Here is a 25,817-nt window from a genome sequence, read left to right on the forward strand (position 1 = left end):
GGCAGCACCTTGAAGAAGCCTCGTTCTCTGCGGTTTGCTCTTTCCGTCCTTGATTAAAGACCAGCCAATGGCATCTCTTCCTCGGCTCTGAGGATCGACCGCCCTACAGACTCGCGCCTCCAGCCGGTGCAACGCCACGCTGAGAGACGTGCCACGGCACGACAAGCCGCTCGACCAAGTCGACGATATAGAACAGCACGGTGCCAATGATCCCGAGCAGGAGAATCGCAGCGAACACCCGCGGGGTATCGAACATGCCCTGAGCGAGCAGGATCACGTGACCGAGCCCTTGGTCGCCAGCCACGAATTCACCGACGAGCGCGCCGACCAGCGCAAACGAGATCGCAACCTTCATGCCCGCGAAAAGGCTTGGCAATGCATTGGGGAAACGAATCTTGGTCAAGATCTGCCAGGTTGAGGCGCGCGCCGCTTTTGCAAGGTTCAGGGCATCAGGATCAACCGAGCGAAGTCCCAGAACAGTGTCGATAACGACGGGAAAGATGGCGATCATCAGCGACACGGCCACTTTGGGCGCAACCCCGCTGCCAAGCCAGATGACGAAGAGTGGGGCAAGTGCCACCTTCGGTACGCTGTTCATCGCAACGAGGATGGTGAACAGCGTCTTCTCGAGCAGCGACGAGTACACGGTCGCCACTGCGATCAGGACGCCGAGGGCTACGGCGAGCCCGAAGCCCGCGAGCGTCGTCATCACGGTGTAGCCGCTGCTGGTAAGGAAGAAGCCCGGATAGGCCGCGATCTCTGCAATCACTGCCGAGGGCGCAGGCAGGATGAAGGAGCGCACACCTGTCAGCCTTACGCCCACTTCCCATAGCACGATCAGAACGGCCAGGACCGCGGCGACGGACCCGCCGCCGCGCATTCCGGGAATTACGTGGCGCACGGACTTCCTCCGCCGAATACGCCGAGCTCGGTGAAGCGGTGGCGGATCAAGCGCACGTACTCGCCGAATTCGGGAGTTTCCGAAATGTCGAGATTGCGTGGCCGCGGGAGGTCGATGTCGATCCATTCAATGATCCGCCCCGGGTTGCGTGACATGATGGCGACGCGGTCCGAGAGGAACACCGCTTCCTGAATGCCGTGGGTGATGAAGAGCACGGTCTTGCCGGTCTCTTGCCAAAGACGCGCGAGCTCCAGGTTGAGGTCATCGCGCGTCATGGCATCGAGCGCACCGAACGGCTCATCCATCAGGAGAAGGTCAGGGTCGTCGAGCAGCGCCCGACAGATGGAGGCGCGCTGGCGCATGCCGCCCGACAGCTCCCACGGATGCCGCTCCTCCGAGCCGGCGAGACCGAAGCGGGCAAGCAGCGCGCATGCACGCTCCTTTAGCGCCTTCGTATTCCGGCCGCGGAATTCGGACACGATCAGGACATTCTCGAGGATCGTCCTCCAGTCGAGGAGGATATCCCGCTGGAAGACGACACCCATGTTCTCGGGCGGGCCCGCGAGCGGGCGCCCCTTCACGGCAATGGTGCCACGCGAGATCGGCTCCAGCCCCGCGACGCATTTGAGCAACGTGCTCTTGCCGCAGCCGCTCGGTCCGAGGAGGCTCAGGAATTCGCCCTGTCTGAGATCGAGGTCGATCTCGGCAAGGGCGTTCAGTGCCCCCGGTCCCGTACCGTAGGTCTTCCAGACGCCGTTCAGTTGGACGAGCGGCGTCGCGCCGTTGCCGCGTCCGCGCGTCATTGAGAAACGAAGTCGTTCGTGTAGAAGTCGGAGGGCTTCGCCTCCGGCTTCAATAACCCGGCCTTCTGCATTGTGGTGACCGCGTCGGCCCAGTCCTTCTCGGACTGCCACCCGAACGGCTTGCCCTTGGTCTCGGGCGTGTCGAGGAAGCTGAGATAGAGTTCGATCTGGCGCTTGAGGATCTTCGGGTCGAGCTTTGCGTTAGGACGCTGGCTCACAATCGCCGCAACCCCCTCGTCGAGATGGCCGTCGAGAATGTATGCCCAAGCCCGTTGCTGAACCCTAATCAGCTTGCGTAGGGCTTCTGCCTTGGCCTTAAGCGTCTCTTCAGTCGCAAAGAGCCCGTAGCTCGGGAAGGCGATGCCGTAATCGGCGGCGAGAATGAGCTTGGTCGGGCGCACCGGTTCGGCGACAGCCTGACCGTAGGGTCCAGCAGTCATTACGCCGTCCGCCTGACCCGAGGTGTAAGTGCTGACCATCGCCGCGGGATCGACATAGAGCAGGCTTACTTTGTCCTTCGCCAGCCCTCCCGCTTGGAAGAACATGTCGATGAAAGGCACCCAGGGGCTGGCCGCGAACAAGGTGAGTTTCTTTCCTTCGAGGTCCTTCACGGTATTGATGTTGCTTCGGCTGTCGACGAGTGCCGCAAGGTCGCCTTTGCGCACGATCCCTGCAAACGACTTGATCGACAACGAACCTGCCTGCCTCGCGGCGGCCATCGATCCGAGTTGCGCCATGCCGACATCGGCCTGCCCCGCCCCGACCAGTTGGATGGTGCTGACGCTGCCTCGTCCATCCGTCAGGGTCACTTCGAGACCCTCATTGGCAAACCAGCCCTTCTGCTGGGCGAGGTGGAATCCCGCGTGCATGCCCCAAGGCGCGAAGTCGAGGAGCACGGAGAGCTTTTCTGCCGCCCTGGCGGGAAGCGTAGCGAAAGCGAGGACTGCAAGTGCGAGGCCAACCGTCTTGCTGATCGAAGAGATAAACCACATCATCGCGTCTCCTTAGACAGTCATTGAGGCGACCAAAACCGGCCAATGGAGTACGAGATCTCCAGCCGGAGAACGGACTCTTCTTTTGCTTCAACAATGAAACGGGCGGCGCGGTACTTTTCGACCGCAAGGCTCAGGATGCGCAGGTTCTCCCGAGCGAAGGCGACGGCTGCCTTCGCAGCGGCGCAGGCAAATAAGTCCATGAAGCTTCGCTCGTCCTGCATGACGAATTCCGCTTTTGCCCTCTCCACCCACGTGGAGCTATTTTTGAACTGGAAGCGAACGCAACACGCGAACCAGCCTTGTCGCGCGGCGCTTCCAGAAACGCTCAGCCGGTGCAGGCCACCAGATTGGCAGCGACGAGATCCTCGATGGCGATGCCGACGGATTTGAACACAGTGATCTCGTCCGCACTGCGCCGGCCCTCGACCGTGCCTCGGCAGAGATCGAAGAGATCGCCCGCAACGTCCTCTGGCTTCAGGATTCCGGCCTTGATGGGCTGGACGAGATCGCCGGCCTCGATCAGGCACGATTCCTTCTTGTCCACGAAGATACGTGCACGGCGGATCGCCTCGTCGTCGGCCTCACGCATCGAGGGAGTGAAGCCTCCGACGAGATCGAGGTGAGCCCCCGGCGAGAGCCAGTCACCCATGACGAGCGGATCGCTGGCCAGGGTAGCACAGGAAATGATATCGGCCCCGCGTATTGCGGTGGCGAGGTCCGTCGCAACGATGTGTTGCACGGCATCCCCTGCGGGGCGTCCAGCGGCCACTGCCTGCGCCCGCTCGGGTCGGCGCCCCCAGATCGCCACCTTCTCAATCGGTCGAACTGCGCAGTGCGCCTTGATGAGATAGGGAGCAAGGGTCCCTGTTCCGACCATTACGAGGCACTTGGCATCCTTCCGGGCGAGATAGGTTGCTGCAAGCGCTGAGGCGGCCGCGGTCCGGTGGAGCGTCAAAGTGTGGCCATCCAGCGCATGGGTGGGCTCGCCTGTCACCGGATCGAATAGGACGTAGATCGCCCATCTCGACGGAAGTTGGCGGTCTACGTTGCCTGGCACGATGGTGGTCATCTTTACGCCCAACGTGCCGTCGGCCTGCCATGCGGGCATCAGCACGAGACTCGCTGGCGGCTCCCCGTTCCGCTCCAGTGTGTGGCGATGGCGCACGGGCATCTCGCAGCCGCTTCGGAAGCCATCGCGCAGAGCTTCGACGAGCGAGTTGACAGCGAGTTTATTAGTAATAGCGGTGGAATCTATGAATTGCATAGTTCGCGCCAGATCAACCGCTACTTCTTACGGGTATCGGAGATCAGCTTGCCTTCGATCGCCCAGTTCTCCGGCGATACATCCTCAAAAATGACTTGGGTCTGCGACGGGGTGGAATTCAGGTGCTCGGCTAAAGCTTGCGTCACAGCCTCAGCAGCTTTGCGCTTCTGCTCGGGACTCCGCCCAGCAATTAAGGTAATCCGCACGACCGGCATGTTTCCTCCACCACGATTTGTTTTATTTTTTCCATCATGCGAGAGAAGTTTCCGATGCGCAACTGGAATGTTGACTGGTTCATCTAATCCCGATGGGCCGATCTCGCCTCCTGAGGTGCTGCTGAGGCTTTCGCGCCCTGCTTTCATGAACTCTCGTCAGTACTATGCGCCATGTCACTGGTGTGGGCAGGCACTACCGCGTTAGTCCCGAGGTTCCATATCGCGCATCTTCGCCTATGGGGTACCAGCCGTTACAGGACTGCCTTGGGAGGGTGCCTGGCTCGGCTGGCGTTCAAGATCGTCCGCGAAGGCTATAGATCATGCTGCGAAACTTAAGTCCCGTGGGAACGACAATTATGGGGCTTACGGACCACGTATGATCAGGGCAGACTCTTCTGTGCTCGCCACAACCCACCAGCGTTCGGGTCTGGTGCCGAAGTGAGCCAAGGACAGGCATGAGGTAGCCTAGCGTCTACGCCTGCCGATGCTGGTGAGGTACTCGATCGTAGATGGCCCATGTCGATCGAATGCCGTGCTCGGGAACGCTTATTCCGAAATTGCGCCATTCCCGGGAGACTCGCTCCCCGGCGGTTCCTCCTGCTTGTTTGCCTGGTTCCCGCAGCAGACGACGAGGATCTGGGCATCGCGTGCCCCGGCACTCACGTAGGCGTGCCCGCTGGAACTGTCGAAGTACGCGCATTCACCGGGAACGAGGCGGATCGGGTCGCGTCCCTCGATGAACAGGTCGAGTTCGCCACCCAGGACGTAGACGAATTCCTCGCCCTCGTGGTGGATAAGCCTGGAGAAGCTCGCGATCGAGTGCGCCTTTATCTGCCCAAGCATCGGCACCATCTGCTTGCCACGTACGTCCGGGAACAGCATCCGGTAAACGTAAGTCTCGGTCTCGTGCACGCTCGCTTGGTCGGCAGCGCTCGTTGCGACGCAGCCCTGTTCGAATGCGTCGCCCCCCGGTGAGAAGAGTTCGCCGACATCAATCCCCATTCCGCGCGCGAGGGCGATGAACCTGTCATACCCGAGCGCCATGAGGCCGCGTTCGGCCTTCGAGATGGTCGAGATCGCAAGTCCGGTCCGGCGACTGACATCCTCCAGCGTCCAGCCATTCATCCGGCGAAGCTCACGCAGGCGAAGCCCCATGCTCTGGAGGACCTCCTCGTTCCGGGATGAGCCGGACGGCGTCGGTGATTGCGACCCCATGTATTTTTCCGATCGGAAAACTTCGTTGACGGAATCTTTAGTGTCTGTAGGCTCTGCGGCAATCCCGCGGTCTGCAAACATGCCGGTCGATCGCGACCGGGCGCCGAACGCATCAAGCGGGTCTGCATCATGGGGAGGAAGAAATGATGAAAGCGACGCGTCGACAGCTTCTGGCGGGAACGGCTGCGGGTATCGCCCTCACCGCTCTCGGACCAATCGGGACGGGTACGGCCGCAGCGCAGGGTGCAGGCGTTCTGCGCGTCAGCGTCAATCAGCGGGTCAATACGTTGAACCCACTCAAGATGGTGAACATCCCCGAGGCAATGGTCGCGGAGCTGATCTACAGCACCGTCACGCGGCTCGGGCCGAACATGGTGCCGGAGCCGGGCCTCGCGACCAAGTGGGAGTCGAATCGGGATGCGAGCGAATGGACCTTCACGCTGCGCGACGGCGTCAAGTTCCATGACGGCACGCCGTTCGGGGCGAAGGACGTGGTTGCGACCATCAAGGCGATCCTCGACCCGAAGACCGGCTCCCCGGGCGCCAAACAGATCGGGCCGATCAAGGACGTCTCGGTATCCGACGAGCGGACGGTGAAGTTCGTCCTGACCACGCCCTTCGCCGACCTTCCCGTGGCCCTTGCGCAGTGGAACGCCTCGATAGTCCCGGCCGCCGTCCTGGAGAAGGATCCCACGCTGCTGGAGAGCGGCAAGTACGGGTGTGGGCCATTCAAGCTCGCCAACTACGAGCCGGGGCGGATTATCAGGGTCGAGCGCTACGAGAACTATCACGTCCCGCAGCATCCGAAGGTCGCCGCCGTCGAGCAGATCATCTACCCGGACCTGACGGCCGAATCGGCGGCGATTATCAATGGCGAGACCGACATCCTGCTCGTGGCCACGCCGGCCGACTTCGATCGGCTCGAAAAGGCAAGCGGGGTTGTTGGCGTGCGCCAGCCCTCCGGACGGTTCCTCAACCTCGTCCTGCGCATGGACCAGAAGCCGTTCGACGACATCCGGGTGCGCAAGGCACTCCAGCTCAGCATGGACCGCGAGGCTCTCGTGGAAGTCGTGCTCGAGGGCAAGGGACGGCCGGCCTTCGACAATCCGATCTCGCCCGGCTACCGCTACCACGCCGACACGCCAGCCATCCCCTATGACCCGGATAAGGCCCGCGAGCTGCTGCGAGAGGCCGGCCATCCGAACGGCCTCAAGGTTCCACTCTATGTCGCGAACCGGCCGGCCGTGCGCAACGCCCTGGCCGTCGCGCTGAAGGAGATGGCCCAGCCCGCGGGTTTCGACATCGACGTGCAGATCGTGCCCTACGATGCGTACCTCGCGAACATCTGGCGCAAGGCCAACTTCTACATCGGATCGTTCCCGATGCAGTCGACCGAGGACGCGATGTTCACGCTGCTGTTCACGACGGACGCGCCGTGGAACGACTCGCAGTGGAACAACGCCAAGTTCGACGGACTCGTCCAGGAGGCGCGACGCACGCCCGACCCGGAACGCCGCAAGGCCCTTTATACCGAGGCCCAGAGGATGATGGTGGACGAGGTTCCCTACATCATCCCAATCTATGAGGACCTGCTCGCTGCGCATCGCAGCTACGTCAAGGACTTCCGGGTTCACCCGCGGCACGGCAGCTTCCGCCTCGACGAGGTCTCACTAGGCGAGGGCGCGCCGAGTCGCACCTGAGGCGGCGGCATGGACCCGATCTACGTGGGATGGCGGATGGTCCACACCGCCGTCACCTTGCTTCTGGTCTCGCTGCTGGTGTTCGCGATCACCCAGATCCTGCCGGGCAACGCCGCGCATATGGTCTTGGGGGAATTCGCCACGCCCGAGGCCGTGCATGCTCTCGAGGAGCGGCTCGGCCTCACTGCTCCCTGGTTCATCCAGTACGGCCGCTGGCTCGCGGGCATCCTGAGCTGGGACTGGGGCACGTCGCTGTCGAACTCGCAGCCGGTACTGAGGCTCGTTGCCCAGGATCTCAGCCGCTCGCTGGTTCTCGCCGCCAGCAGCCTGCTGCTCGTCACCGCGGTGGCGATCCCGGTCGGCATCATCGCCGCGCTGCGTCGGGGCACGCTCACGGACATGGGGATCAGCCTGTTCTCCTATGTCGGCGTGTCGATGCCCGAGTTCGTCGTTGCCACTCTTCTCCTGGTGCTGCTGGCGCGCCCGGAGATCGGGATTTTCCCGGCGGGCGGCTACGAGCCGCTTTCGGCCGGACTGTGGCCGTTCCTGAGCCACCTCATCCTGCCGTCCCTGGCGCTCGCCATCATCCTGATGGCCCACATCTCGCGCCAGACACGCTCGGAGATGGTCGACGTGATGCAGCAGGATTACATCCGCACCGCCGTGCTGAAGGGCCTGCCGCGTCGGCGCGTGGTCATGCGCCATGCGCTGCGCAATGCGATGATCCCGACCATCACGGTGATCGCCCTCGACGTCGGCTACCTGATGGGCGGAATCCTGGTCGTCGAGGAGGTGTTCGCCTATCCGGGACTCGGACGCCTCCTGGTCTCCGCCATGCAGAACCGGGACCTGCCCCTCCTCCAGGGCGCGGTCCTCGTCGTCGCGGCCTGCTACGCCCTGGCCAATCTCCTGGCCGACATCGCCTATGCCACGCTGGACCGGCGCATCCGATATGAGTGACGTTTTCCGCCGCCTGCTCAGGAGTCCGGCGGGCCTTGTCGGCGCCGGACTCCTGCTCGTCCTCCTCCTGCTCGTGATTGCAGGCCCGCTGCTGGCCCCCTACGAGCCGACCCAGTTCCACATGCGCCGACGCCTCGAGGGGCCGAGCCTCGACCACTGGCTCGGAACGGACCAGTTCGGGCGCGACATCCTCAGCCGCATGCTCGCGGGTGCCCGCTCCACGATCCTATTCGGGGTTGTCGCGACATTGCTGGGCACGGTCGCGGGCACGCTTATCGGCGTGAGCTCGGCTTACTTCGGGGGGCGCGTCGATACGCTCCTGATGCGCGTGATCGACGTCTTCCTGGCGGTGCCGAGCCTGCTCCTGGCCATGCTGATCGTGACCGTGATGGGGGCGAGCAGCCTGCATGCCCTCCTCGCCGTGGCGATCGCCTTCACCCCGGCCATCGCAAGGATCGCGCGCGGCGTCGCCCTGTCGGAGCGGACCCGGGATTACATCCAGTCGGCAGTCGCGCGCGGCGAAGGCCATGCCCACATCCTGTTCCGGGAGCTGCTGCCGAACATCGGGGCGGCAGTGGTGGTGGAGAGCTCCATCCGCGTCGCCTTCGCCATCATGCTGGGTGCGACGCTGAGCTTCCTCGGCATGGGTGCCCAGCCGCCGGCCTCGGACTGGGGACTCCTGGCCGCCGAGGCCCGCGCCTACATGTTCCGGAACCCCTGGGTGCTCATCGCGCCGGGTGTCGGCATCGCGGTGGTCGCCGCCTGCTTCAACCTGCTCGGCGACGGATTGCGTGACGCGCTCAACCCCAAGGTGGCGCGATGACCTCCGGCGGCGCGCCCATCCTGGACGTCCGGGATCTGTCGGTCTCGTACGAAACCCTCTCCGGATCGTTCCCTGTCCTCAGGAACGTCAACCTCGCCATCCGCCCCGGGGAGTCGGTCGGCCTCGTCGGGGAATCGGGATCGGGCAAGAGCAGCCTCGCCTACACGATCGTCCGCTACCTGGCGCCGAACGCGCGTGTCGACGGCGGTCGGATCGACTTTGCCGGGATGGACCTTCTCGTCGCCGGCAAGTCGACACTTGCGGGTCTGCGCGGGAAGGAGATCGGGGTCGTCTACCAGGATCCGAGCACGGCGCTGAACCCGACGCTGACCCTCGGGGAGCAGTTGATCGAGGGAATCCGGGTGCACCTCTCCCCTGACCATGCCGAGGCGCGCCGTTCGGCGCTCGCGATGCTGGAACGTGTCAGGTTGCCGGATCCATCCTTCATCATGCAGCGGTTCCCGCACGAGGTCTCAGGAGGCGAGAAGCAGCGCCTCCTGATCGCGATGGCGATCGCGTGCAACCCGAAGCTCCTGATCTTTGACGAGCCGACCACCGCGCTCGACGCGACGACGGCGATCGGGATCGTCGACCTGATCAACGACCTGCGCCGGACGATGGGCGTGGCGAGCCTGTTCATCAGCCATGATCTCGGCACGGTCGCCCGGGTCGCCGACAAGGTCGCCGTGATCTATGCGGGGCGCATCGTGGAGCACGGCCCCGTGGCCGAGGTCCTCGGCAGTCCACGCCACCCCTATACGCGCATGCTGCTCGCCAGCATCCCCAACCCGCATGGCGGGGCCCACAGGCGCAGGCTGATCTCCTTCCCGGGCGAAGTCGCGACGAAGGCCGGCGTCGATGCGTGCTGCGTCTTTTCCGGACGGTGCCCCTTCGCGTTCGATCGGTGCCGGACGACGGCTCCCGAACTCGCAGGCGACGGTCACCGGACCGCATGCTGGCTGGCCTCGGACCCACTGCTCCTGCCGGCCCAGGGCGCGAACCAGCGCCGACCGGGCGCGTCGGATGGAACACCCGTCCTGGAAGCCCGGAAGCTCACGGTAGCCTATACGCGCCGACGGGCGCTCGACAGACCCCTCGGGCGGCCCACGCAAAGTGTCTCGGCCGTCGCGGGCGTCGACCTCAGCATCCGCGCGGGCGAGACGCTCGGGCTGGTCGGCGAGAGCGGCTGCGGAAAGTCAAGTCTGGCGCGGGCGCTGGTCGGATTGGTCCCGTATGGGGGCGAGATTGTCAGCGAGGCCGGTCTCTTCCGGGATGCCGCCCCGCTGAACAAGTCCTATCGGCGTATGGTGCAGATCGTCTTCCAGCACCCGGACCAGTCGCTCAACCCGCGCTGGACGGTGGGCGACATCCTGTCCCGCCCCTTCCGCCTCTACGCTCGCGGAACGGCGGACGTGAAGGCGCACATCGCCGAAACGCTCGACTTGGTGCAACTCCCCGCCGCGATGGCGCGGCGCTACCCGCACGAATTATCCGGGGGCCAAAAGCAGCGCGTTGCCATCGCCCGAGCGTTCGCGGCCGAGCCGAAACTCATTATCTGCGACGAGATCACGGCAGGCCTCGACGTCTCGGTGCAGGCCGCGATCCTCAACCTGCTTGCCGATCTCCAGGACAGGCTCGGCACGGCCTACCTGTTCATCTCGCACGACCTCAACGTCGTGCAGCACTTCGCGGACCGGGTCGTGGTCATGTATCTCGGCCGACTCGTGGAGGAGCGGCCCCTTCACGGGGCGACGATCACGGCACCCTTCCACCCGTACACGGAGGCGCTGATGAGCGCCGCCCCGGTTCCCGATGCCGACGTCGAGGCACGTGTCGTACGGCTCAGGGGGCCGCTGCCGAGTCCGAGGGCGCGTCCGCCCGGGTGCCCCTTCACGACGCGTTGCCCGCGCCGACTTGGCCCGGTCTGCGACACCGCCCCGCCGCATCGGATCGTGGCGAGCGATCACAGCATCGACTGCCACATCCCGGTCGGGGATCTCGCCGCCGTGCCGCCCATCTGGCGCCCGCTCTCCCAAGGGATAGCCGCAAGTTCTTCCCCCTCGAACGAAGCCAAGGAGAGGCTCGAATGACCTACGTGTCCGTGCTCAGCAAGATGACAGATACCGAAGTGCCCATGATCGATGCGGACACCCCGAGCTTCATGGGTCTGCCGGTCGCGCGCACGAAGGCCGACCTCGCTGGGGCGGATATCGCCATCATCGGCGTTCCCTACGACACGCCGCCGAGCGCAGGACGCGACCCGAACTCCTGGGCAGGCTTCCGCACGGCGCCCCGGGTGATCCGCATCAATTCGATGCGCTATGCCGGCTATCTTCCGGAGTTCGATCTCGACGTCCTGGAGCACTTGCGGGTGGTCGACTACGGCGATGCCGAGATCGTCGCCGACGTCAAGCAGAGCACGGACAACGTCATCCGCAAGGTCGAGGAAGCGATTGAGGCCGGGGCCCGCCCGATTACGCTCGGCGGTTTCTCGCCCTGCGCGTCCTATGCGGTCGCGGGAGGGATCGCCAATCGCACCGACGGCAAGGTCGGGACCATCAGCCTCGATGCGCATGGCGACTGCGTCGACAGGAGCCTCGGCAAAGACGGCTCTCGCGAGCCCAACGGCTCCACCTGGGAAGCTCGGATGTGGGACCACTTCGCCAATATCGACCCGACCAAGCACTGCGAGATCGGGATGCGCGGGCCACGCAACAGGCGCGAGATGGTGGAGAAGTACCGGAACGTCGGCGCGCGCCTCTTTACGTCAGCCGAGGTGCATCGGCGCGGCATCGAGGCGATCACCAGTGAGGCGCTTGACGGGACGTTCGCCGGTGCGAGCCGCACGTGGTTCCACTTCGACATGGATGTCCTCGACATCGGCGCCGTGCCGGAATGGGGAGACGAGCCGCTTGGGCTCTCGGCGCGCGAGTGCATCCACGTGGTGCACGAGGCAGGCAAGCGCGGACTCTCCGGTCTCTCCTTCGTCTTCGTGGCTCCTCAGCCTGGGACGAGCGCCATCGTCATCTATGCGTGCGTCTACTACATGGCGGGACTCGTGCTCGGAGGCTTTGCCGGGAAGAAGGCTTGAGGCCCTGGCGGGCACCCGGCCGTCGGCTCGACCTCTTGTTCCGTGCCCGGTCGGGAACTCCTCCGTTCCCCAGCGCACAGACGCGGCGCATGCGGATCATGACCAATGAGGTCGGTGCCGCAGCGACGTCCGCGGTTGGCGGGGATCGATGTTCGGAACTTGGTGAACGAGCATGAGAACGTGCGACGTCCTCGTTGTTGGTGGCGGCATAGCGGGTTCGTCCGCCGCCTACGAACTCGCCGCGGCGCGGGATGTTGTGCTGGTCGAGCGCGAGACGCGGCCGGGATATCACTCAACAGGGCGATCGGCCGCGCTCTTCACGGAAACCTACGGCAACGCCGTCATACGAGCGCTTACGACCGGCAGTAAGCCCTTCTATCTCTCGCCGCCTCCGTGCTTCAGCGATCACCCCGTTCTCACTCCGCGCGGAGCGCTCCTAGTAGCCCGAGCCGATCAGGCCGATCTGCTCGATGGCGCCTTTCGGGAGATGAGCGCCACGGGGGCGAAGGTCCGCAGGCTCGATCGGCAGGAGGTCCGGAGCATCATCCCCGTCATTCGCGGCGATTACGTTGCCGGCGGGATTCATGAACCCGATGCGATGGACCTGGACGTCCACTCCATCCATCAGGGGTATCTGCGCGGGCTTCGCGCACGGGGCGGCATGATCCTCACGGATGCGGGTGTCGTGTCGGTGACCCGGCGCGGCGGACGATGGCTGGTCGATACGCCCGGCACGAGTTTCTCGGCAGCCACACTTGTGAATGCAGCCGGGGCGTGGGCCGATGTAGTTGCCGGACTGGGAGGGGTGAGGCCGATCGGGCTCATTCCGAAGCGCAGGTCGGTTTTCACATTCGAGGCGCCCGAGGGTAGCCAGTTCAGAACCTGGCCGGCCGTAATCGATCTTGAGGAGACTTTTTACTTCAAGCCGGATGCCGGAGTCCTGCTAGGTTCGCCGGCGAATGAGGATGCCGTTCTGCCTCACGACGTACAGCCTGAGGAGATCGATATCGCGCTCGGAATCAGCCGCATCGAGGAAGCGACCACCCTGACGGTCCCGCGCATCCGGAGCCGGTGGGCGGGGCTGCGTTCCTTCGTAGCTGACAAGACCCTGGTCGCCGGCTTCGACCCGGGCAGTCCCGGGTTCTTCTGGCTCGCGGGCCAGGGTGGTTACGGCATCCAGACGGCGCCCGCCATGGCCAGGATCACGGCCGCCTCAGTCTTGGGCGAGAGCTTCCCAAGGGATCTGTCCGCGCTGGGGCTGAACCCTAGCCTACTCGCGCCGGACAGACTCCGCTCCTGAACAAGTGTGGGGCTGTTAACCCCTGCGCTGACATCTACCCCACTCAGCCGGGCCTATAACCGGCAAGGACCCCGACAACGTATGCTTGGCCGGGCCGAGTCCCTGACCAAGCGCTTGCGAAACTCGCTCAGGATCGAGTTGCTGGCGACCTCCCATGCGTGCGATCCTCATCTCCAAGGCGGATCAGCCCGTCCGCACCTTTGCGATTTCTGCGTCCAGAGAGATCCTGCACAGCCGCCGGGATCCTCCTGAGCGCGGATGTGGGTCATTAGGCTTGAACCCGTGCGAGGTTGTCGAAGGCGGTTACCCCGGCGGGCACGTCGCGGCTCGCCACGCCACCCACCCCGATCATAGCATCATCGCCGATCGGGACACCCGGCAGGACGATTGTGTCGAGCACCCCGGTAAAGGTCGCCAGCTCGATAGCTCTCGCTCCGAAGCTGCCGAATATCGAGCGATGACACAGGCCTTGGCTTCAACACGCAGTCATTGGCGGTGGCGCCCTCGTGCGCCACTGCCATGTAACGGCTACAGGAACGGTAGCCATTGATATGCGCATCGGGAGGCATGTCGCTCTCCCATCCAGAGACGGTCCCTAGCTCAGAACCTGGAAGTGCGCTTCAGTCGGCTTCAGGCCTTTACCGTTGATGGGAACGATGTCCTGTGGGCAGGCGGAAAAGGCGATCACGAGATCCATTTCGGCGCGCAACAAGACATAACTCCCCTTGGTCGACACTGGCGGATCGAAGGAGAGCGAGTCATCATCGTGGACCGGGATGTTCATGAACAGATTGAGGGGACTCGGCGTTTCCGGGGCATGCAGGCCGAGCTCGTGCATGGCGGCATGGAGGTTGTCCGTGCAATTGTCGTGGTGTTCCTTGCAGCCGAGGAGCTCATACCGGTAGCGGTCACATGCGGCCATCAGGGTGTCGTGCACCGCGCCGGCCGTGTCCTCGACAAAGGTAAGAATAGGACGGCGCTTATTGGTCAGCATGGTGTCGCCAACCTTCGGGTTCACCTTCAGGATGTGGGGCCGGCTGTGCTCCATCGACATGAACTCATTCAGGTCGTCCTGGTTGAAAGCCCACGTGTCAACGACCTGCTCGCCATGTGTGTTGATCACCTTGATGATCTGGCCTTTCTTGACACGAGCTGCCTTACCCTTGCGGGCCGGGATGGTGATCAGAGTTTGGTCCGACATGACTTTCTCCTATTTTCCTGTTGGACGGGGGGTGAAACTACCTGTGAGATCCCTGGTCACTGACGCAGGTGGGTGGTCAACGCGGCCTCGGCATACTGGCCCACGCGGCTCACGAGCGTCGCAGCGACCCAGTAGAGGAGTGCGAGACTGAGATAAGGTTCGATCACGGTGAAGGTCTCGGCAACCATACGCGTCGTCTGGAATGTGAGCTCCGGCACTGTGATGACGGAAAGGACTGCTGATTCCTTCAGGAGAATGATGGACTGGTTCGTCATAGGCGGAATGACGGCAACGAGCAGTTGAGGCAGTTGGACGAGGCGAAAGGTCAGCCAGCGGCTGAGGCCGAGCGAGCGGGCAGCCTCCTCCTGCCCTTTCGGTACTGCCGTGAACCCAGCTCGAAAGATTTCGGAGAAGTAGGCCCCGCCATAGAGTGTGAGCCCGATCAGACCCGTCGTAACGGCATCGAGCGTGAGTCCGAGCCCAGGCCCACCATAGTAGAGGACAAAAAGTTGGATCAGCAGTGGTGTGCCGCGGAAAACCGACACGTATGCACTGACCAATCTGCTGGCGGCACGCCACCTTCGCCGAAGGAGTGCCAGCGCGAGGCCCCAGACGGCACCCGCAATGATCGACACAAGGCAGATCCAGGCGGTCCAGCCGAGGCCTATGAGCAGTTGCGGCCCGTAGGTGCCAAGCAAGGCGGGATCGAAGTTCACCGCGGTGCGTCCTGCAATCCGAAGCGCTGTTCGGCAAGACGTCCCGCAAACCCGATCAGGCTTGTAAGGACGAAGTAAAGTATCGCGACCGTGATGTAGACTTCGAGCGGGCGGTAGGTCACGGCAGTCACCTGCTGTCCGATGCGCAGGAGATCGGTCACGGCGATCACTGAAACAAGCGCCGAGTTCTTCAGGATGTCCACTGCCTCATTGGTCAGCGCCGGAAGAGTAAGCCGCAGCACTTGCGGAAGTAGCACAAGTCTATGCGTCTGCCACCCGCTTAACCCAAGCGCACGTGCGGCCTCGGTCTGCCCCTTTGGAAGGGACTGATAGCCAGCCCGGTAGATCTCGGCCTGAAAGGCCGCCGTGTTCAGCGTGAGGCCTAGGAAGGCCGCGGCAAACGACGAGACCGGAATCCCAAGTGCCGGCGGCACATAGAACAGCACCAGCAATTGGACGAGAAGGGGCGTCCCGCGGAAAAAGCTGATGTAGCCCGCAGCGAGGCGCGTGGGCAGTCCTCCAGCGCGCTTCGCCGCGTAGAGTGCAAGCCCGAGCGGGCAACCCACGAGAATGGCCGTGAGCGACAGGGTGAACGTCGTCACTGCCCCGACGGCAAGGCGATCGAAGTGTTGCCACGCCGACGTAAAGTCGAACACGGGCCAGGGCTCTCGCGCTACCTCGATTGGTCAGGTCACATCGTGGGGTCAGGCACCTTGTCGGCCGGGACGTCCATCGTGAAACCGAACCACTTCTCCTGTAGCTCCTTCATCTTTCCCGAACGATTGAGTTCGGCAATGTTGTCGTTGAAGAATTTCACGAGAGACGCGCTTTCGGGATCCTTGCGGCCAGCCCAGGAGAAATAGTTCTTGGGACCGAAGGCCGGCTGAACGATCGCAAAAACGTCGCCGCGCTGCTTCACCAGCGGACCGAGGTTGGACATTGAATGGGCCACGGCCTGGATGCGCCCGGCAGCAAGGTCGGCGAAAGCCTCGTTGAAATCAACATACTCCTTGATCTGGCCTACACCCTTGCCAGTGTCGCGTTTGAGTTTCTCATCGTAATCCCGGAGGGCTTTCAACTGGCTGGATCCCGCCTGCGATCCTACGACCTTGCCGACAATATCTTCGGGCTTGTTGATTGCAGTGTCATTCTTCCGCTTGAGGAGGCCAACAGTGGCCTCTGCGATCGGCAAGGTCAGAGCGTATTTGTCCGCACGCTCCTTTGTGATCCCGACAGAGGTCACGACGAAGTCGAACTTCTTCGCGGCAAGACCCGGCAGGATTCCCTGCCATGGCAGGTCAAGTTGTTCAACCTTGACGCCCGGCATCTTGGTTATGATCAGCGCGAGCAGGTCGGGAGCATAGCCCACGATCTTTCCGTTCTCGACGAATTCGAACGGGGGAAAGCGCGCCTCGGTGCCAATGGTGATCTGACCTTTCTGCTTGATGTCCTCGAGCAGGTCTGCACGGACGGGTAGGACGGCGCTGATGGCAAGGCTGGCTCCCAACACCCACACAGCGCAGGCACGACCTAGGATAACTTTCGACACCGGAGTTCTCCCTAGTTTTGCTGGCTCAATCGCGTTCCACGTTGAACTCTTTACTGAGCCTATGCTGACCGATAAGAAGGAACTTGTCGATCCCAGAACCGCAGGCGCATGTGATGGGCCGAGATTTTTGGATCAGCCCGCGGGAGGGTAGCGCGCCGAGTTGATCATACCCTCCGCGAAGCAGGACTGCGCGGAGCCATGCAGGACGGGAGGAGCGGCGTGATCGTCTCTCACGCGATCTTCGTCCTGAAAGCGGACCAGCCCGCGTGCACCTTCACGACGCCTGCAATGAGAGATCCTGCGCCGCTGCCGGGTTCCTCCTGAGCGGATGTGGGTCATCAGCCCCGCACCATGCGGGGTTGCCGAAGGCGTTCGCCCCGGCGGGCACGTCACGGGTCACCGCGCTGCCCGTCCCGATCCAGACATTGCGCCCGATGCGGACCGGACGGCCGAACGCGAGGCCGGAGGCCCGCAGCACGGGATCACGCGGGTGATCGGCCGCGAGGGTTTTCACCCTTGGCCCGATCTGCGTGCGCTCGCCGATCGAGACCTTCACCGTTTCAAGAATCACGCAGTTGACGTGCAGGAACACGCCCGCGCCGAGGCGGATGTTGGAGCTGCAACCGCAGTGGAATGGCGGCCGGATCACGGCGCCCTCCCCGATCGCGGCCAAGCGTCCCAACAGCCGGTTGCGGCGCTCGGATGCCGACATGTTGAGCGCTGTATTGTAGCGCGAGTCAGCGCTGCGTTGCGGCGAGTTCCGCCTGAAGGTCCGGCGCGTTGGGGTCATACGGCTCGCCGGCCAGCATCCTGTCCCTCTCGGAGCGGGGCACCTGCACCTCGCCAGTGCCGTCATATTCGCGCGGGGACCGATCGGAAGTGGCGATCTCGAGCAGGTGCGCCTTCCGGACGATCGCGATCACGCGCCGCGCCTCGGCGACCAGTTTCCTGTCGATGATGCCAAGAATCTCGGGATCACCGACGGCCCCGACCAAGGCGATCGTCACCGGATCGGCGATGTCCCCCGGGGCCACGCGCGCGATCAGCGCGTTGAGGTGGAGCACAGCGTTCTCGAAGCTCGCGTGACCCGCATTGAACTCCCGGGCAAGGCCGGACAGCAGGCGGTCATTCTGCCACCCGTTCCGCATGCGTCTGAGCGCCCGAAGTTCAATCAGCCGAATGTTCTCCCGCGTGACACCGAACCGTCTCCCGAGTTCATCGAGCGTCGCGAACTCGCTCGGCAGGATCCGGCAGCGCGCGATGGTCTCCATGCGCGGGTCGCCGATGCGCGCGATCGCCCGCTCGAGCGCCGAGAGCAGGTCCTCGATCCGGAAATCCGAAAGGACATCCTCCGGGATGTCGTCCGTCCGGTCCTGCGGGACGTCGACAGCCGGTCGTGACTGGACCTCCCATCTCGCCTCCTCGGCGGCAGCCCAGGCGAGCGGGAACGCCCTGTAGTCGATCGGGGGTTCGAACCCCGCGAGGATGCACGCTCGCGTGAGCTCGGCGAGGGTCTTCCCGCCGATGCCGTTCTCCATCAGGAGATCGCGCGCCGCGTATCGCCCGACGTCGGAGAGGCGAATCCCTAGGCGCCGGAGGATCTTCGCCGTGCGGGGTGACAGCCTGTCGAGTGCGACGAATCCTTCGGCTGCAAGGGGAGGCTTGGGAAGATGCATCGCGTTCGGCTCGGCGTCTAAAGCGGTCACACGCTAACGGGCCGGCCGAGGGGTCCGCAAGACAGGGTCCTCAGCGGGCCCTCCGCCATCCCGCGCGTTCCGCTTCGGCCTCGTCGCAGAACCAGCGCTCGCCGGCCTTCTCGTTGACGGTCGTGCGCGCGTAGCTCGCCTGCCAGGGCAGGTGGTAGATGCGCACGCCGGTCCGCGAGATGTTGCCCTTGATCGGGCACTTGCGCTGTCGGTCGGCCTCTGCGCTCTCAGTAGCGCCTTCCCACTTCTTCGCGCGAAACGCCCAGGGCGGCTCGTTATCGACTGCAAACACGCCGCGACCTGCCTTTCGTGCCTCGGCCTCGACGGTCACGTAGGCGTCGCTGTACTTCACGAAGGCCCAGGCGAATCCCTGTGAAACGAGCGCGGCGTTGATCTCCCCGGAGGCGGTCGTGCAGACGGCGAGAAGACGTCCGTAGTCGTCGTGAGCGTCTCCCTGGCAGGTAACTGTCTGACCATTGATCAGGCGCTCCAGGGCGCGCGTCGCCGCGCGGCCGCAGGCCCACTCGTTTCCCCGCCTGTCTTTGCAGCGCTGCGCGCCTTCGGGAGCATCGATCCCAAACAGCCGGATGCGCGTGCCATCGATCTCGATCGTGTCGCCGTCGAGGATGTGCGCGATGCCGGCGACGGTCGTCGTGGCGGCAGTCGCGATGGATGTCGAAACCAATATCGTGATCGACGTCGCGAACGCATAGGTTGCATGGCGGAAGATGGGCATTCCTCCTTCAACCAGAACTTCCGTCCCGGGTCATCTTCTGCTCCCGACAGCGACAGGAACGATAGAGCTGGGCGCCGGAACGCATGACGGAGCGCGATAGCCGATCATGGAGCCAATGAACGGCGGGGCATGCTGCATTAATGCCGAAACGAGAGGTCACCACGCCCACCCGTGCGGGTCGCGGTCGCGACCCGCACATCCGGACCGATTGTCCGATCAAGCCATGAACCGCCCCTGTTCGGTGCGTTACCTGCTCACGGCCATCGCTGGTAACCTCTTTCCGGCGATGGCATTGGCTGCGAGGTGGATTACGAACGCCGTCAGTGGGTTGAGGGTGACCAGGCCGATCGGGGCACCTTCCGGAACCGTCGCCCAAAGGAGGATGTTGAGCGCCACCGTTACGAGGTAGGTCACGAGAGCCAGCATGTTGACGGCCGGCAGGTCCTCGAGCCGTGTCGGGACATTCATGCGCTGACGGACGTAGTATTCCGCGAACACCACTCCGGGGACAGGCGTCAGAAACAGCCCGAGGAAGATCAGGAACCCGGTGAAGACGCTCTGGAACGGGTACGCCGATAACGCGACCGTGATGATCAAGGATATCGCGAGCAGGATGGTCTCGCACGTCGTCCTCTTCATCCGGAACGCGTTCGCCATCGCCAGACTGCTCGAGTACATCTGGTTCTGGTTCGTCGTCCAGATCTGGGCGAAGACGACGATGAAGGCGAACGCGGTCAATCCGATCTTCGCAAAGGCCGGACCGAAATCCTCCACGCCGAGGCTCTTGTAGAAGATCAGTCCCATCATCCCGAGGCCGAACAGCCCAATAGTAAACGAGCCGACGGCTCCCACGATGACGCCTCCCGTGCTCTTCGCGTAGCGGGCCACGTCAGGAAACACCGTCGAGCCATTTATCCATAGCGCGGCGACCATGACCATCGCCGCGATGGTGCCCATCTCGCCGGGAGCGGTCGGCGGTGCCGCCACGACTGCATCCCAGCCGCCGGCCACCGCCACCGCGCGGTAGATCGAGATCGCGAAGAGCACCAGCAGCGCCGGAATGGCTATGCGGTTCAGCCACGTCATTCCCTTCTGGAGTCCGGTTCGCGTCGTCACCGTGGTCAGGATCCCGAAGGCGATCAGGAGAGACGCAGCCTTCCAGAACGCGATGTCCGGAAAGAAGGACATGATCAGCAGCAACTGGATCACCCACCAGCCTTGCGAGGTGACGATGAGCAGCGCCGAGGGCAATCGGCTTCCCTGATCGCCAAAGGCGAAGCGTGTCGTGAGCGCATAGGACGTCCGCTCGCGATAACCGATGTAACCCATCAGGATGGCGTTCACGACGACGATGGCGGTGCCTCCCGCAAGAACCCAAAATCCATGCCAGAAGGAAAAGTGCATGGCGGCCATCACCCCGACCATGAGCCCGGTTGGGATGATCACGAAGCCCGTGTAGTTGAGGCTGATATCGAACCATCCCATCCTGGCGTGATCGGGAACCCTCGACAGGGCGAAGTCTTCCGATCCGACTGCGTATTGCTCCGACATCTGTTTCCATCCCTCGTTTCGGGCGGCCGCCGACGCGTTGACGTCTGAAGTTGTATCGACAGTAAAAAGAATCGCGTCGCGAAACCACCAAATAAACATTGTCCGAATAAAAATTCAGACAATGTGTTTGCGCTACCCCCAACTGGGGATTTCCATGAAAAGCCCTTGCCAGCAGTAAGTCAATCGGTGTTCAATCGCCTTCACGATGTGGGCTGATCTTATCAGACAAGTTCCTGGACCCCGCTACCGGGCGATCGTCCAAGTAATCTCGGACGCGATCCGGTCCGGTAAACTGTCGGCCCGCGACCAGTTGCCGACGCACCGCGAACTGGCCCGGCAGCTCGACATCGACGTCGGGACCGCCTCGCGGGCCTACACCGAATTGCGGCGCCGGGGCTTGATCAGCGGTGAGGTAGGGCGAGGAACCTACGTCGCGGAGACTGTCCGCGATGCGCCTTCCTCGATTTCCGAGGCACCGTCCGCCGGCAGCTTCATCGATCTGTCGCACAACTTTCCGCTGAATGCGCCCACGAGTCCGCTAGTGGCACGAACCATCGAGGAGTTGAGCCGCGACTGCGACATCGCCGGTCTGATGACCCACCAAGTGGACCTGGGTCATGCTCACCACCGGGAGGCTGGACGCGCCTGGCTTGACTTCAACGGCTTGTCGGACGCAGACGGCGAGATCGCCGTGACCGCCGGCGCCCAGCACGGCCTGCTGCTGGCGATCTCCGCGCTAACGCGCCCGGGCGACCGGGTGATGACGGAAGCCTTCACCTACTTCGGGATGAAGTCGGTCGCCACCATGCTGGGGCTGGAGCTCGTCGCCGTCGACATTGACGGCGAGGGCGTGCTGCCCGAGAGCTTTGAGAACGCCTGCCGCACGAGCGGCGCGAAGGTCCTCTACTGCACGCCGACCCTGCACAACCCGACGACAGCCCTCATGTCGGAGGGAAGACGCGAGGAGATTGCGGAGATCAGTCGTCGTTATGGCGTCCACATCGTGGAGGATGACGTCTACGGTTTCCTGCTCGAGCCGCGCTTGAGGCCCCTGTGCAGCCATGCGCCTGATCTCACGTTCTACGTCACGAGTCTCTCGAAGTGCATCGGGCCCGGACTGCGCATCGGATTTCTCCGGTTCCCGGCCTCGTATCGCGAGAAGGTGGGCCTGGCGACCCGCGCCACGACACTGATGGCATCCCCGCTCACGGCCGAGATCGCAGCCCGCATGATCGAAACCGGATTTTTGCACTGCATTGCAGCCGACCAAAGCGCGATGATGAAGCAACGACAATCGACGGCAGGGTTGTTGCTTCGTGAATATTCCATGCAACGCCACCCGCAGTCGTTCCACGTCTGGCTGGAAATGGTCAACGGCTGGTCGCCCCGGGAATTCTCGCTGGAGGCGGAGCGTCTGGGTGTCGGCGTCGCGCCTGGAGACCTCTTCGCCGTTTCGTCCGCGACGCGGTCTCGCGCAGTCCGTCTGTGCATTTCCGCTGCAAACGACGCCTCGCAGTTGAACAGCGCGCTTTCTCTTCTCTCCGGTCTTCTCGAAAAACCCCGAAAGACGGGCGCCTCGCGTGCTGCGTGATCCCCTGCGGGACAACCCCTCCCTTTCCCCGAATCAGATCCAACAGGAGTCAAAGATGTCAGGCACCAAGTTCCACATGGTCGAAGCGGCGCCAACTCCCGTCGGGCCCTTCTGCCATGCGACCGAAACCGATGGTTGGATCTTCCTGACGGGGCAGATGCCGACCGATCCCAATGACGATCACGCGCCGTTGCCGGAGGGCGTGGAGGCCCAGACGCGGCGCGTGATGGACAACCTTCTTCTCGTTCTTCAAGGCCTTGGGCTGACGCTGGAGAATGTCGTGTCGGCGCGCGTTTTCCTCACGCATTTCGAACGGGACTTCGAGGCGATGAACAAGGTCTACAAGGCCTATTTTGCGCAGGGAAAGCTTCCCGCCAGGACCTGCATCGGCGTGACCGGCCTGGCAGTCGGTGCCTTGGTAGAGATCGACTTTATTGCACGTCGACCGGCATGAGGTCCGACCGGCAACATCAGGATAATCCGGAAATGCCAAGGCCGGGCCTAAGCCCGACCTTGAACTGCGGAAAGTCCGAATTCGACGTGAGGGAGTATTACCGTATGCCGAGCGTGCGTTATCCCTCTACGGCTTGGTGTTGCCGCGCTATCAGGTGAAGCGCGTTGAGGGTCACGGTCGCTGCCAGAAGCGCCGACATGCCGCCAACATCGTGCGGAGGGCTCACGGTGTTGACGTTCACGCCGACGATGTTCAACCCCAGGCAGGCCTCCAGCACCGCGAGTCCCTCGCGAGCGGTCGCGCCTCCCCAGGTGGGCGTGCACACGCCGGGAGCGACGGACGGATCAAAGAAGTCCATGTCGAAGGATAGGTAAACGGACCTATCGCCGACTGCGTCGTGAATCTGCTTAAAAACGTCCTCGATCCCGCGGGAGAGGAGTTCATCCAGCGTGATGACATTGTAGCCGAGGGAAGCGCCGTACTCGAGCACCCCGGCCACCATGGTCGAGCCCCGCATGCCGACCTGGAACGAGCATTCGGCGGCTACCAGCCCTTCCTCAACCGCTCGTGCGAAGGCCGTTGCGGTATTGTACCCGTCGATCGGATAGGCGTCGGTATGGGCGTCGATGTGGATGGTCGCGAGATCGGGATACACCCGGTGCAGCGCGCGCATTTCCGGCAGGGCGATGGCTCCGTCGCCGCCGAGCGTAACCGGGACCACCCGCTGACTTGCGATCGCGCCGACCGCCTTCTCGATCGCAGCGTAGGAGGCTTCGATCTCTCCGGGTGAGACGCGCGCATCGCCCACGTCGACTACCTTCAGCGCTTCCAGCGGATTGATCCCCGTCTTCAGGTTGAAGGCGCGCAGGAGCAGCGACTGCTCCCGGATCGAGGATGGACCGAGCCTGGATCCGATCCGCTGCGGATGGGTGCCGCAATCGAACGGAATGCCGAGAACGACGGCCTTGGCATCGCCGATGTCGGTCCGGTGGGGCACACCCATGAAGGTCGGCGCAAAGGAGAACGGAGCCTCTGTCATACTTGGTCCTGTTTGTTGGCAGCATTTCGCGGGCCGACAGGGCGCCGGCCCGCGTTGGAATCGATCAGGAGGCGATTGCATCCATGTAGCGGTTGAGTGCAGTCGCGTACTGCTCCGCGTACCACTCGTTGTCGACGGCCACCTGCTTCGCGACGTTCTCCGGCGACCCGCAGTTGTACGCAGCCAGGTCCGTGGACACGAGCGCCGACGCCTCCGGATTGATCGGCCCGTTGCCAACGCGCTTGAGCAGCTCGACCTGGCTCTCGGGGCGTTGCGTCGAGGCGATGAACTTCCACGCGAGTTCGCGGCCGGGAGCCCCCTTTGGCACGATCCACGCGCCGGCGAACAGGATGCCTTGATCGAAGGTGAACTGAATCCGGTCACCAACTTCCTTTTGGAGGAGCATGGATCGGGTGTGCCAGAGGTTGCCCATGACCACCTCGCGGTTCCGGAAGAATTGCTGGCTCTCGGCTCCGCTCGTCCAGAATATGGTATGCTCCTTGATCTCCTTGATCTTCTCGAGCGCCCGGTCGACATCGATCGGGTAGATCTTGTCCGCGGCGACCCCGTCCGCCATCAGGGCGGCCTCGAGCATGCCCTCGATGTTGTTGCGAAGGGTCCGCTTGCCGGGAAAGTCCTTCACGTTCCAGAAGTCAGCCCAGTTCTTCGGCGCCGGTCCCTTGAGCGCGTTACGGTCATAGGTCAGGACGAACGAATAGAGGTAGGCACCGACGCCCCAGTCGGAGCGGTGGGCCGGGCGGAGCTTGTCCTTGGAGACGACGTTCCAGTCGATCTTCTCGAGAAGGTTCTGCCGCCCGAGTTCGACCGACGCCGGAACGGTGCGGTCGCAGACGTCCCAGGTGACGCTGCCGCTCTCGACCATCGCCTTGATCTTGCCCGATGTCGGCCCGGCGCCGCTGATGACCACCTTCGCGCCGGAATTGGCGGCGTTGAACGGCTTGGCCCAGATATCCTCGTAGGCCGGGACGGCATCGCCGCCCCAATTCACGACTACCAGCTCTCCGGACGCTGCGTGCGCGACTGGGGTGAACCGGAGCGCAGCGGGCGCGATCCCGAGCGCCACCAGCGCCTGGAGGAAGCGGCGCCGGTGTACGCGCTTGCCCTCGGTCTGCTCACGTAGGATCGCAAGGCAGTCGTCGCGAAATTCCTGATGTCCCGGGTCCGTCATTGTCCTCTCCTCTGGTTGCTAGGCCCCGCTTGGCTGAGGCCGGAAAGTCTTGAATGCTGCAATCGCGAAGGTCAGCAGGATCATGATGGTCCCGATCGCCGCGATGGCCGGATCGATGTTGTCGGCAAGCCCTTCCCAGATCCGGCGCGGAAGCGTCGTCACGTGGCGGCTCGTCACGAACAGGGCAACAACGATCTCGTCCCAGGATGTGATGAAGGCGAAGGCGGCCCCCGATGCGATGCCGGTCACGATCTGGGGCAGAATCACCCACCGCATGGCCTGCGACGGCGTGCAGCCGAGGCTCCGGGCCGCCTGCTCGAGGCGTCGGTCGAGGTTCGCGAGTGAGCCGGCCACCGTGAGGACCACGAACGGCACGCCCTTCATCGTGTGGATCAGGATCAGGCCGAGATAGCTGTCGAGAAGGCCGATGGTTGCCCATGCGCGATAGAAGGCGACGGCATGGACGATCGGCGGAACGATCAGGGGAGCGAGCATCAGCAGGCGGAGCCGCTTCGCCAGAGGCACGCCGAGACGCCAGGCTCCCACCGCGAACGCCGTCCCGAGCGAGACGGAAAGCAGGGTAGCGCCGATGGCGACGATCAGGCTGTCGAGGATGCTCTTCGACCAGCGCGCGTCGTTGATCAGGCTGGAGTAGTGTCGAAGCGAGATCCCGCCGGACGGCATGGAAAGGTAGCGTTCCGGCGTAACGGATATCGGGATGATCACCAGCATCGGCAGGATGAGAAAGCAGGCCGTCGCCCAAGCCAGTATGCGAGGGAACCGGGAGGCGCCGACTGCTTCGTTCTGCGAGGTCATGA

General features: G+C 63.6%; 27 protein-coding genes. 8 read left to right on the forward strand and 19 right to left on the reverse strand.

From position 1 onward, the window contains the following. Positions 1-103: 103 nt before the first annotated feature. From BN1233_RS26910 to BN1233_RS26940, 7 genes are all read right to left on the reverse strand, one after another. Positions 104-901: an ABC transporter permease gene (locus BN1233_RS26910; RefSeq protein ID WP_244471046.1), complete on the reverse strand. Its 798-nt coding sequence runs from the start codon at positions 899-901 to the stop codon at positions 104-106. Next, positions 889-1,704: an ABC transporter ATP-binding protein gene (locus BN1233_RS26915; RefSeq protein ID WP_046866724.1), complete on the reverse strand. Its 816-nt coding sequence runs from the start codon at positions 1,702-1,704 to the stop codon at positions 889-891. The genes BN1233_RS26910 and BN1233_RS26915 overlap by 13 nt, the downstream gene beginning before the upstream one ends. Continuing rightward, the gene (locus BN1233_RS26920) at positions 1,701-2,699 is read right to left on the reverse strand and encodes an ABC transporter substrate-binding protein (protein ID WP_046866725.1); all 999 of its coding nucleotides are present in this window, start codon (positions 2,697-2,699) and stop codon (positions 1,701-1,703) included. The genes BN1233_RS26915 and BN1233_RS26920 overlap by 4 nt, the downstream gene beginning before the upstream one ends. A gap of 17 nt (positions 2,700-2,716) precedes the next feature. Continuing rightward, positions 2,717-2,920, reverse strand: a complete 204-nt coding sequence (locus BN1233_RS26925) for a hypothetical protein (RefSeq protein WP_046866726.1) — start codon at positions 2,918-2,920, stop codon at positions 2,717-2,719. Positions 2,921-3,024: 104 nt separating this feature from the next. Further along, the gene (gene lhpI, locus BN1233_RS26930) at positions 3,025-3,963 is read right to left on the reverse strand and encodes a bifunctional Delta(1)-pyrroline-2-carboxylate/Delta(1)-piperideine-2-carboxylate reductase (protein WP_046866727.1); all 939 of its coding nucleotides are present in this window, start codon (positions 3,961-3,963) and stop codon (positions 3,025-3,027) included. A 20-nt stretch (positions 3,964-3,983) separates the two neighbouring features. Further along, a complete protein-coding gene (locus BN1233_RS49220) occupies positions 3,984-4,325 on the reverse strand; it encodes a tautomerase family protein (protein WP_197094651.1) in 342 nt (113 codons plus the stop codon). Between the two features lie 399 nt (positions 4,326-4,724). Next, positions 4,725-5,393: a helix-turn-helix domain-containing protein gene (locus tag BN1233_RS26940; protein WP_046866729.1), complete on the reverse strand. Its 669-nt coding sequence runs from the start codon at positions 5,391-5,393 to the stop codon at positions 4,725-4,727. Positions 5,394-5,536: 143 nt separating this feature from the next. Between BN1233_RS26940 and BN1233_RS26945 the strand changes: the two genes are divergently transcribed. From BN1233_RS26945 to BN1233_RS26970, 6 genes are all read left to right on the forward strand, one after another. Next, positions 5,537-7,093 carry an ABC transporter substrate-binding protein gene (locus BN1233_RS26945; RefSeq protein WP_046866730.1) on the forward strand — a complete coding sequence of 519 codons (1,557 nt, stop codon included), beginning with the start codon at positions 5,537-5,539 and terminating at the stop codon, positions 7,091-7,093. A 9-nt stretch (positions 7,094-7,102) separates the two neighbouring features. Further along, the gene (locus BN1233_RS26950) at positions 7,103-8,053 is read left to right on the forward strand and encodes an ABC transporter permease (protein WP_046866731.1); all 951 of its coding nucleotides are present in this window, start codon (positions 7,103-7,105) and stop codon (positions 8,051-8,053) included. Next, positions 8,046-8,876, forward strand: a complete 831-nt coding sequence (locus tag BN1233_RS26955; RefSeq protein ID WP_046866732.1) for an ABC transporter permease — start codon at positions 8,046-8,048, stop codon at positions 8,874-8,876. Before BN1233_RS26950 ends, BN1233_RS26955 begins: the two co-directional genes overlap by 8 nt. Next, positions 8,873-10,966, forward strand: a complete 2,094-nt coding sequence (locus BN1233_RS26960) for a dipeptide ABC transporter ATP-binding protein (protein WP_048710301.1) — start codon at positions 8,873-8,875, stop codon at positions 10,964-10,966. The genes BN1233_RS26955 and BN1233_RS26960 overlap by 4 nt, the downstream gene beginning before the upstream one ends. Continuing rightward, positions 10,963-11,967: an arginase family protein gene (locus BN1233_RS26965; RefSeq protein ID WP_046866733.1), complete on the forward strand. Its 1,005-nt coding sequence runs from the start codon at positions 10,963-10,965 to the stop codon at positions 11,965-11,967. The genes BN1233_RS26960 and BN1233_RS26965 overlap by 4 nt, the downstream gene beginning before the upstream one ends. 172 nt (positions 11,968-12,139) lie before the next feature. Beyond that, entirely contained in the window at positions 12,140-13,267 is a 1,128-nt protein-coding gene (locus tag BN1233_RS26970; protein ID WP_046866734.1) for an NAD(P)/FAD-dependent oxidoreductase, read from the forward strand. 268 nt (positions 13,268-13,535) lie between these two features. On the opposite strand, the gene BN1233_RS49905 is transcribed toward BN1233_RS26970, so the two are convergent. From BN1233_RS49905 to BN1233_RS27005, 9 genes are all read right to left on the reverse strand, one after another. After that, positions 13,536-13,667, reverse strand: coding sequence for an LbetaH domain-containing protein (locus tag BN1233_RS49905; protein WP_425311749.1), 132 nt, complete (start codon positions 13,665-13,667; stop codon positions 13,536-13,538). 195 nt (positions 13,668-13,862) lie between these two features. After that, complete coding sequence (locus BN1233_RS26975) at positions 13,863-14,468, reverse strand: DUF1989 domain-containing protein (protein WP_046866735.1); 606 nt, start codon at positions 14,466-14,468, stop codon at positions 13,863-13,865. Positions 14,469-14,524: 56 nt separating this feature from the next. Beyond that, complete coding sequence (locus tag BN1233_RS26980; protein WP_046866736.1) at positions 14,525-15,184, reverse strand: amino acid ABC transporter permease; 660 nt, start codon at positions 15,182-15,184, stop codon at positions 14,525-14,527. Further along, positions 15,181-15,840 (reverse strand): amino acid ABC transporter permease, encoded by a 660-nt coding sequence (locus BN1233_RS26985; RefSeq protein WP_046866737.1) that lies wholly within the window; start codon positions 15,838-15,840, stop codon positions 15,181-15,183. The genes BN1233_RS26980 and BN1233_RS26985 overlap by 4 nt, the downstream gene beginning before the upstream one ends. 35 nt (positions 15,841-15,875) lie before the next feature. Beyond that, positions 15,876-16,733, reverse strand: a complete 858-nt coding sequence (locus BN1233_RS26990; RefSeq protein ID WP_046866738.1) for a transporter substrate-binding domain-containing protein — start codon at positions 16,731-16,733, stop codon at positions 15,876-15,878. 274 nt (positions 16,734-17,007) lie between these two features. Further along, complete coding sequence (locus BN1233_RS26995; RefSeq protein WP_063779857.1) at positions 17,008-17,445, reverse strand: LbetaH domain-containing protein; 438 nt, start codon at positions 17,443-17,445, stop codon at positions 17,008-17,010. A gap of 25 nt (positions 17,446-17,470) precedes the next feature. Beyond that, positions 17,471-18,409, reverse strand: coding sequence for a sigma factor-like helix-turn-helix DNA-binding protein (locus BN1233_RS50825; RefSeq protein ID WP_063776764.1), 939 nt, complete (start codon positions 18,407-18,409; stop codon positions 17,471-17,473). A gap of 70 nt (positions 18,410-18,479) precedes the next feature. Then, entirely contained in the window at positions 18,480-19,175 is a 696-nt protein-coding gene (locus BN1233_RS27000) for a thermonuclease family protein (RefSeq protein ID WP_046866739.1), read from the reverse strand. Positions 19,176-19,421: 246 nt separating this feature from the next. Next, positions 19,422-20,726 (reverse strand): purine-cytosine permease family protein, encoded by a 1,305-nt coding sequence (locus BN1233_RS27005; protein WP_046866740.1) that lies wholly within the window; start codon positions 20,724-20,726, stop codon positions 19,422-19,424. A gap of 205 nt (positions 20,727-20,931) precedes the next feature. Between BN1233_RS27005 and BN1233_RS27010 the strand changes: the two genes are divergently transcribed. Beyond that, positions 20,932-22,317: an aminotransferase-like domain-containing protein gene (locus tag BN1233_RS27010; RefSeq protein WP_046866741.1), complete on the forward strand. Its 1,386-nt coding sequence runs from the start codon at positions 20,932-20,934 to the stop codon at positions 22,315-22,317. A 55-nt stretch (positions 22,318-22,372) separates the two neighbouring features. After that, the gene (locus BN1233_RS27015; protein ID WP_046866922.1) at positions 22,373-22,771 is read left to right on the forward strand and encodes a RidA family protein; all 399 of its coding nucleotides are present in this window, start codon (positions 22,373-22,375) and stop codon (positions 22,769-22,771) included. A 118-nt stretch (positions 22,772-22,889) separates the two neighbouring features. Here the strand turns inward: BN1233_RS27015 and BN1233_RS27020 are convergent, their stop codons facing one another. The 3 genes from BN1233_RS27020 to BN1233_RS27030 form a co-directional block, all read right to left on the reverse strand. Next, positions 22,890-23,810: an arginase family protein gene (locus BN1233_RS27020; RefSeq protein ID WP_063776763.1), complete on the reverse strand. Its 921-nt coding sequence runs from the start codon at positions 23,808-23,810 to the stop codon at positions 22,890-22,892. A 64-nt stretch (positions 23,811-23,874) separates the two neighbouring features. Next, on the reverse strand, positions 23,875-24,999 hold the full coding sequence (locus tag BN1233_RS27025; RefSeq protein WP_046866742.1) for an ABC transporter substrate-binding protein: 1,125 nt from the start codon (positions 24,997-24,999) through the stop codon (positions 23,875-23,877). Positions 25,000-25,017: 18 nt separating this feature from the next. Beyond that, the gene (locus BN1233_RS27030; protein ID WP_046866743.1) at positions 25,018-25,815 is read right to left on the reverse strand and encodes an ABC transporter permease; all 798 of its coding nucleotides are present in this window, start codon (positions 25,813-25,815) and stop codon (positions 25,018-25,020) included. Between the last annotated feature and the right edge of the window lie 2 nt (positions 25,816-25,817).

The organism is Microvirga massiliensis, from assembly GCF_001006805.1.
Lineage (GTDB): Bacteria > Pseudomonadota > Alphaproteobacteria > Rhizobiales > Beijerinckiaceae > Microvirga > Microvirga massiliensis.

Excerpts from the sequence above, each read along its gene's own strand:
- BN1233_RS26915 (WP_046866724.1), bottom strand. The coding sequence starts at position 1,704 with ATGACGCGCGGACGCGGCAACGGCGCGACGCCGCTCGTCCAACTGAAC.
- BN1233_RS26920 (WP_046866725.1), bottom strand. The coding sequence starts at position 2,699 with ATGATGTGGTTTATCTCTTCGATCAGCAAGACGGTTGGCCTCGCACTT.
- BN1233_RS26925 (WP_046866726.1), bottom strand. The coding sequence starts at position 2,920 with ATGCAGGACGAGCGAAGCTTCATGGACTTATTTGCCTGCGCCGCTGCG.
- lhpI (WP_046866727.1), bottom strand. The coding sequence starts at position 3,963 with ATGCAATTCATAGATTCCACCGCTATTACTAATAAACTCGCTGTCAAC.
- BN1233_RS49220 (WP_197094651.1), bottom strand. The coding sequence starts at position 4,325 with ATGAAAGCAGGGCGCGAAAGCCTCAGCAGCACCTCAGGAGGCGAGATC.
- BN1233_RS26940 (WP_046866729.1), bottom strand. The coding sequence starts at position 5,393 with ATGGGGTCGCAATCACCGACGCCGTCCGGCTCATCCCGGAACGAGGAG.
- BN1233_RS26945 (WP_046866730.1), top strand. The coding sequence starts at position 5,537 with ATGATGAAAGCGACGCGTCGACAGCTTCTGGCGGGAACGGCTGCGGGT.
- BN1233_RS26950 (WP_046866731.1), top strand. The coding sequence starts at position 7,103 with ATGGACCCGATCTACGTGGGATGGCGGATGGTCCACACCGCCGTCACC.
- BN1233_RS26955 (WP_046866732.1), top strand. The coding sequence starts at position 8,046 with ATGAGTGACGTTTTCCGCCGCCTGCTCAGGAGTCCGGCGGGCCTTGTC.
- BN1233_RS26960 (WP_048710301.1), top strand. The coding sequence starts at position 8,873 with ATGACCTCCGGCGGCGCGCCCATCCTGGACGTCCGGGATCTGTCGGTC.
- BN1233_RS26965 (WP_046866733.1), top strand. The coding sequence starts at position 10,963 with ATGACCTACGTGTCCGTGCTCAGCAAGATGACAGATACCGAAGTGCCC.
- BN1233_RS26970 (WP_046866734.1), top strand. The coding sequence starts at position 12,140 with ATGAGAACGTGCGACGTCCTCGTTGTTGGTGGCGGCATAGCGGGTTCG.
- BN1233_RS26975 (WP_046866735.1), bottom strand. The coding sequence starts at position 14,468 with ATGTCGGACCAAACTCTGATCACCATCCCGGCCCGCAAGGGTAAGGCA.
- BN1233_RS26995 (WP_063779857.1), bottom strand. The coding sequence starts at position 17,445 with ATGTCGGCATCCGAGCGCCGCAACCGGCTGTTGGGACGCTTGGCCGCG.
- BN1233_RS50825 (WP_063776764.1), bottom strand. The coding sequence starts at position 18,409 with ATGCATCTTCCCAAGCCTCCCCTTGCAGCCGAAGGATTCGTCGCACTC.
- BN1233_RS27000 (WP_046866739.1), bottom strand. The coding sequence starts at position 19,175 with ATGCCCATCTTCCGCCATGCAACCTATGCGTTCGCGACGTCGATCACG.
- BN1233_RS27005 (WP_046866740.1), bottom strand. The coding sequence starts at position 20,726 with ATGTCGGAGCAATACGCAGTCGGATCGGAAGACTTCGCCCTGTCGAGG.
- BN1233_RS27010 (WP_046866741.1), top strand. The coding sequence starts at position 20,932 with ATGTGGGCTGATCTTATCAGACAAGTTCCTGGACCCCGCTACCGGGCG.
- BN1233_RS27015 (WP_046866922.1), top strand. The coding sequence starts at position 22,373 with ATGTCAGGCACCAAGTTCCACATGGTCGAAGCGGCGCCAACTCCCGTC.
- BN1233_RS27020 (WP_063776763.1), bottom strand. The coding sequence starts at position 23,810 with ATGACAGAGGCTCCGTTCTCCTTTGCGCCGACCTTCATGGGTGTGCCC.
- BN1233_RS27025 (WP_046866742.1), bottom strand. The coding sequence starts at position 24,999 with ATGACGGACCCGGGACATCAGGAATTTCGCGACGACTGCCTTGCGATC.
- BN1233_RS27030 (WP_046866743.1), bottom strand. The coding sequence starts at position 25,815 with ATGACCTCGCAGAACGAAGCAGTCGGCGCCTCCCGGTTCCCTCGCATA.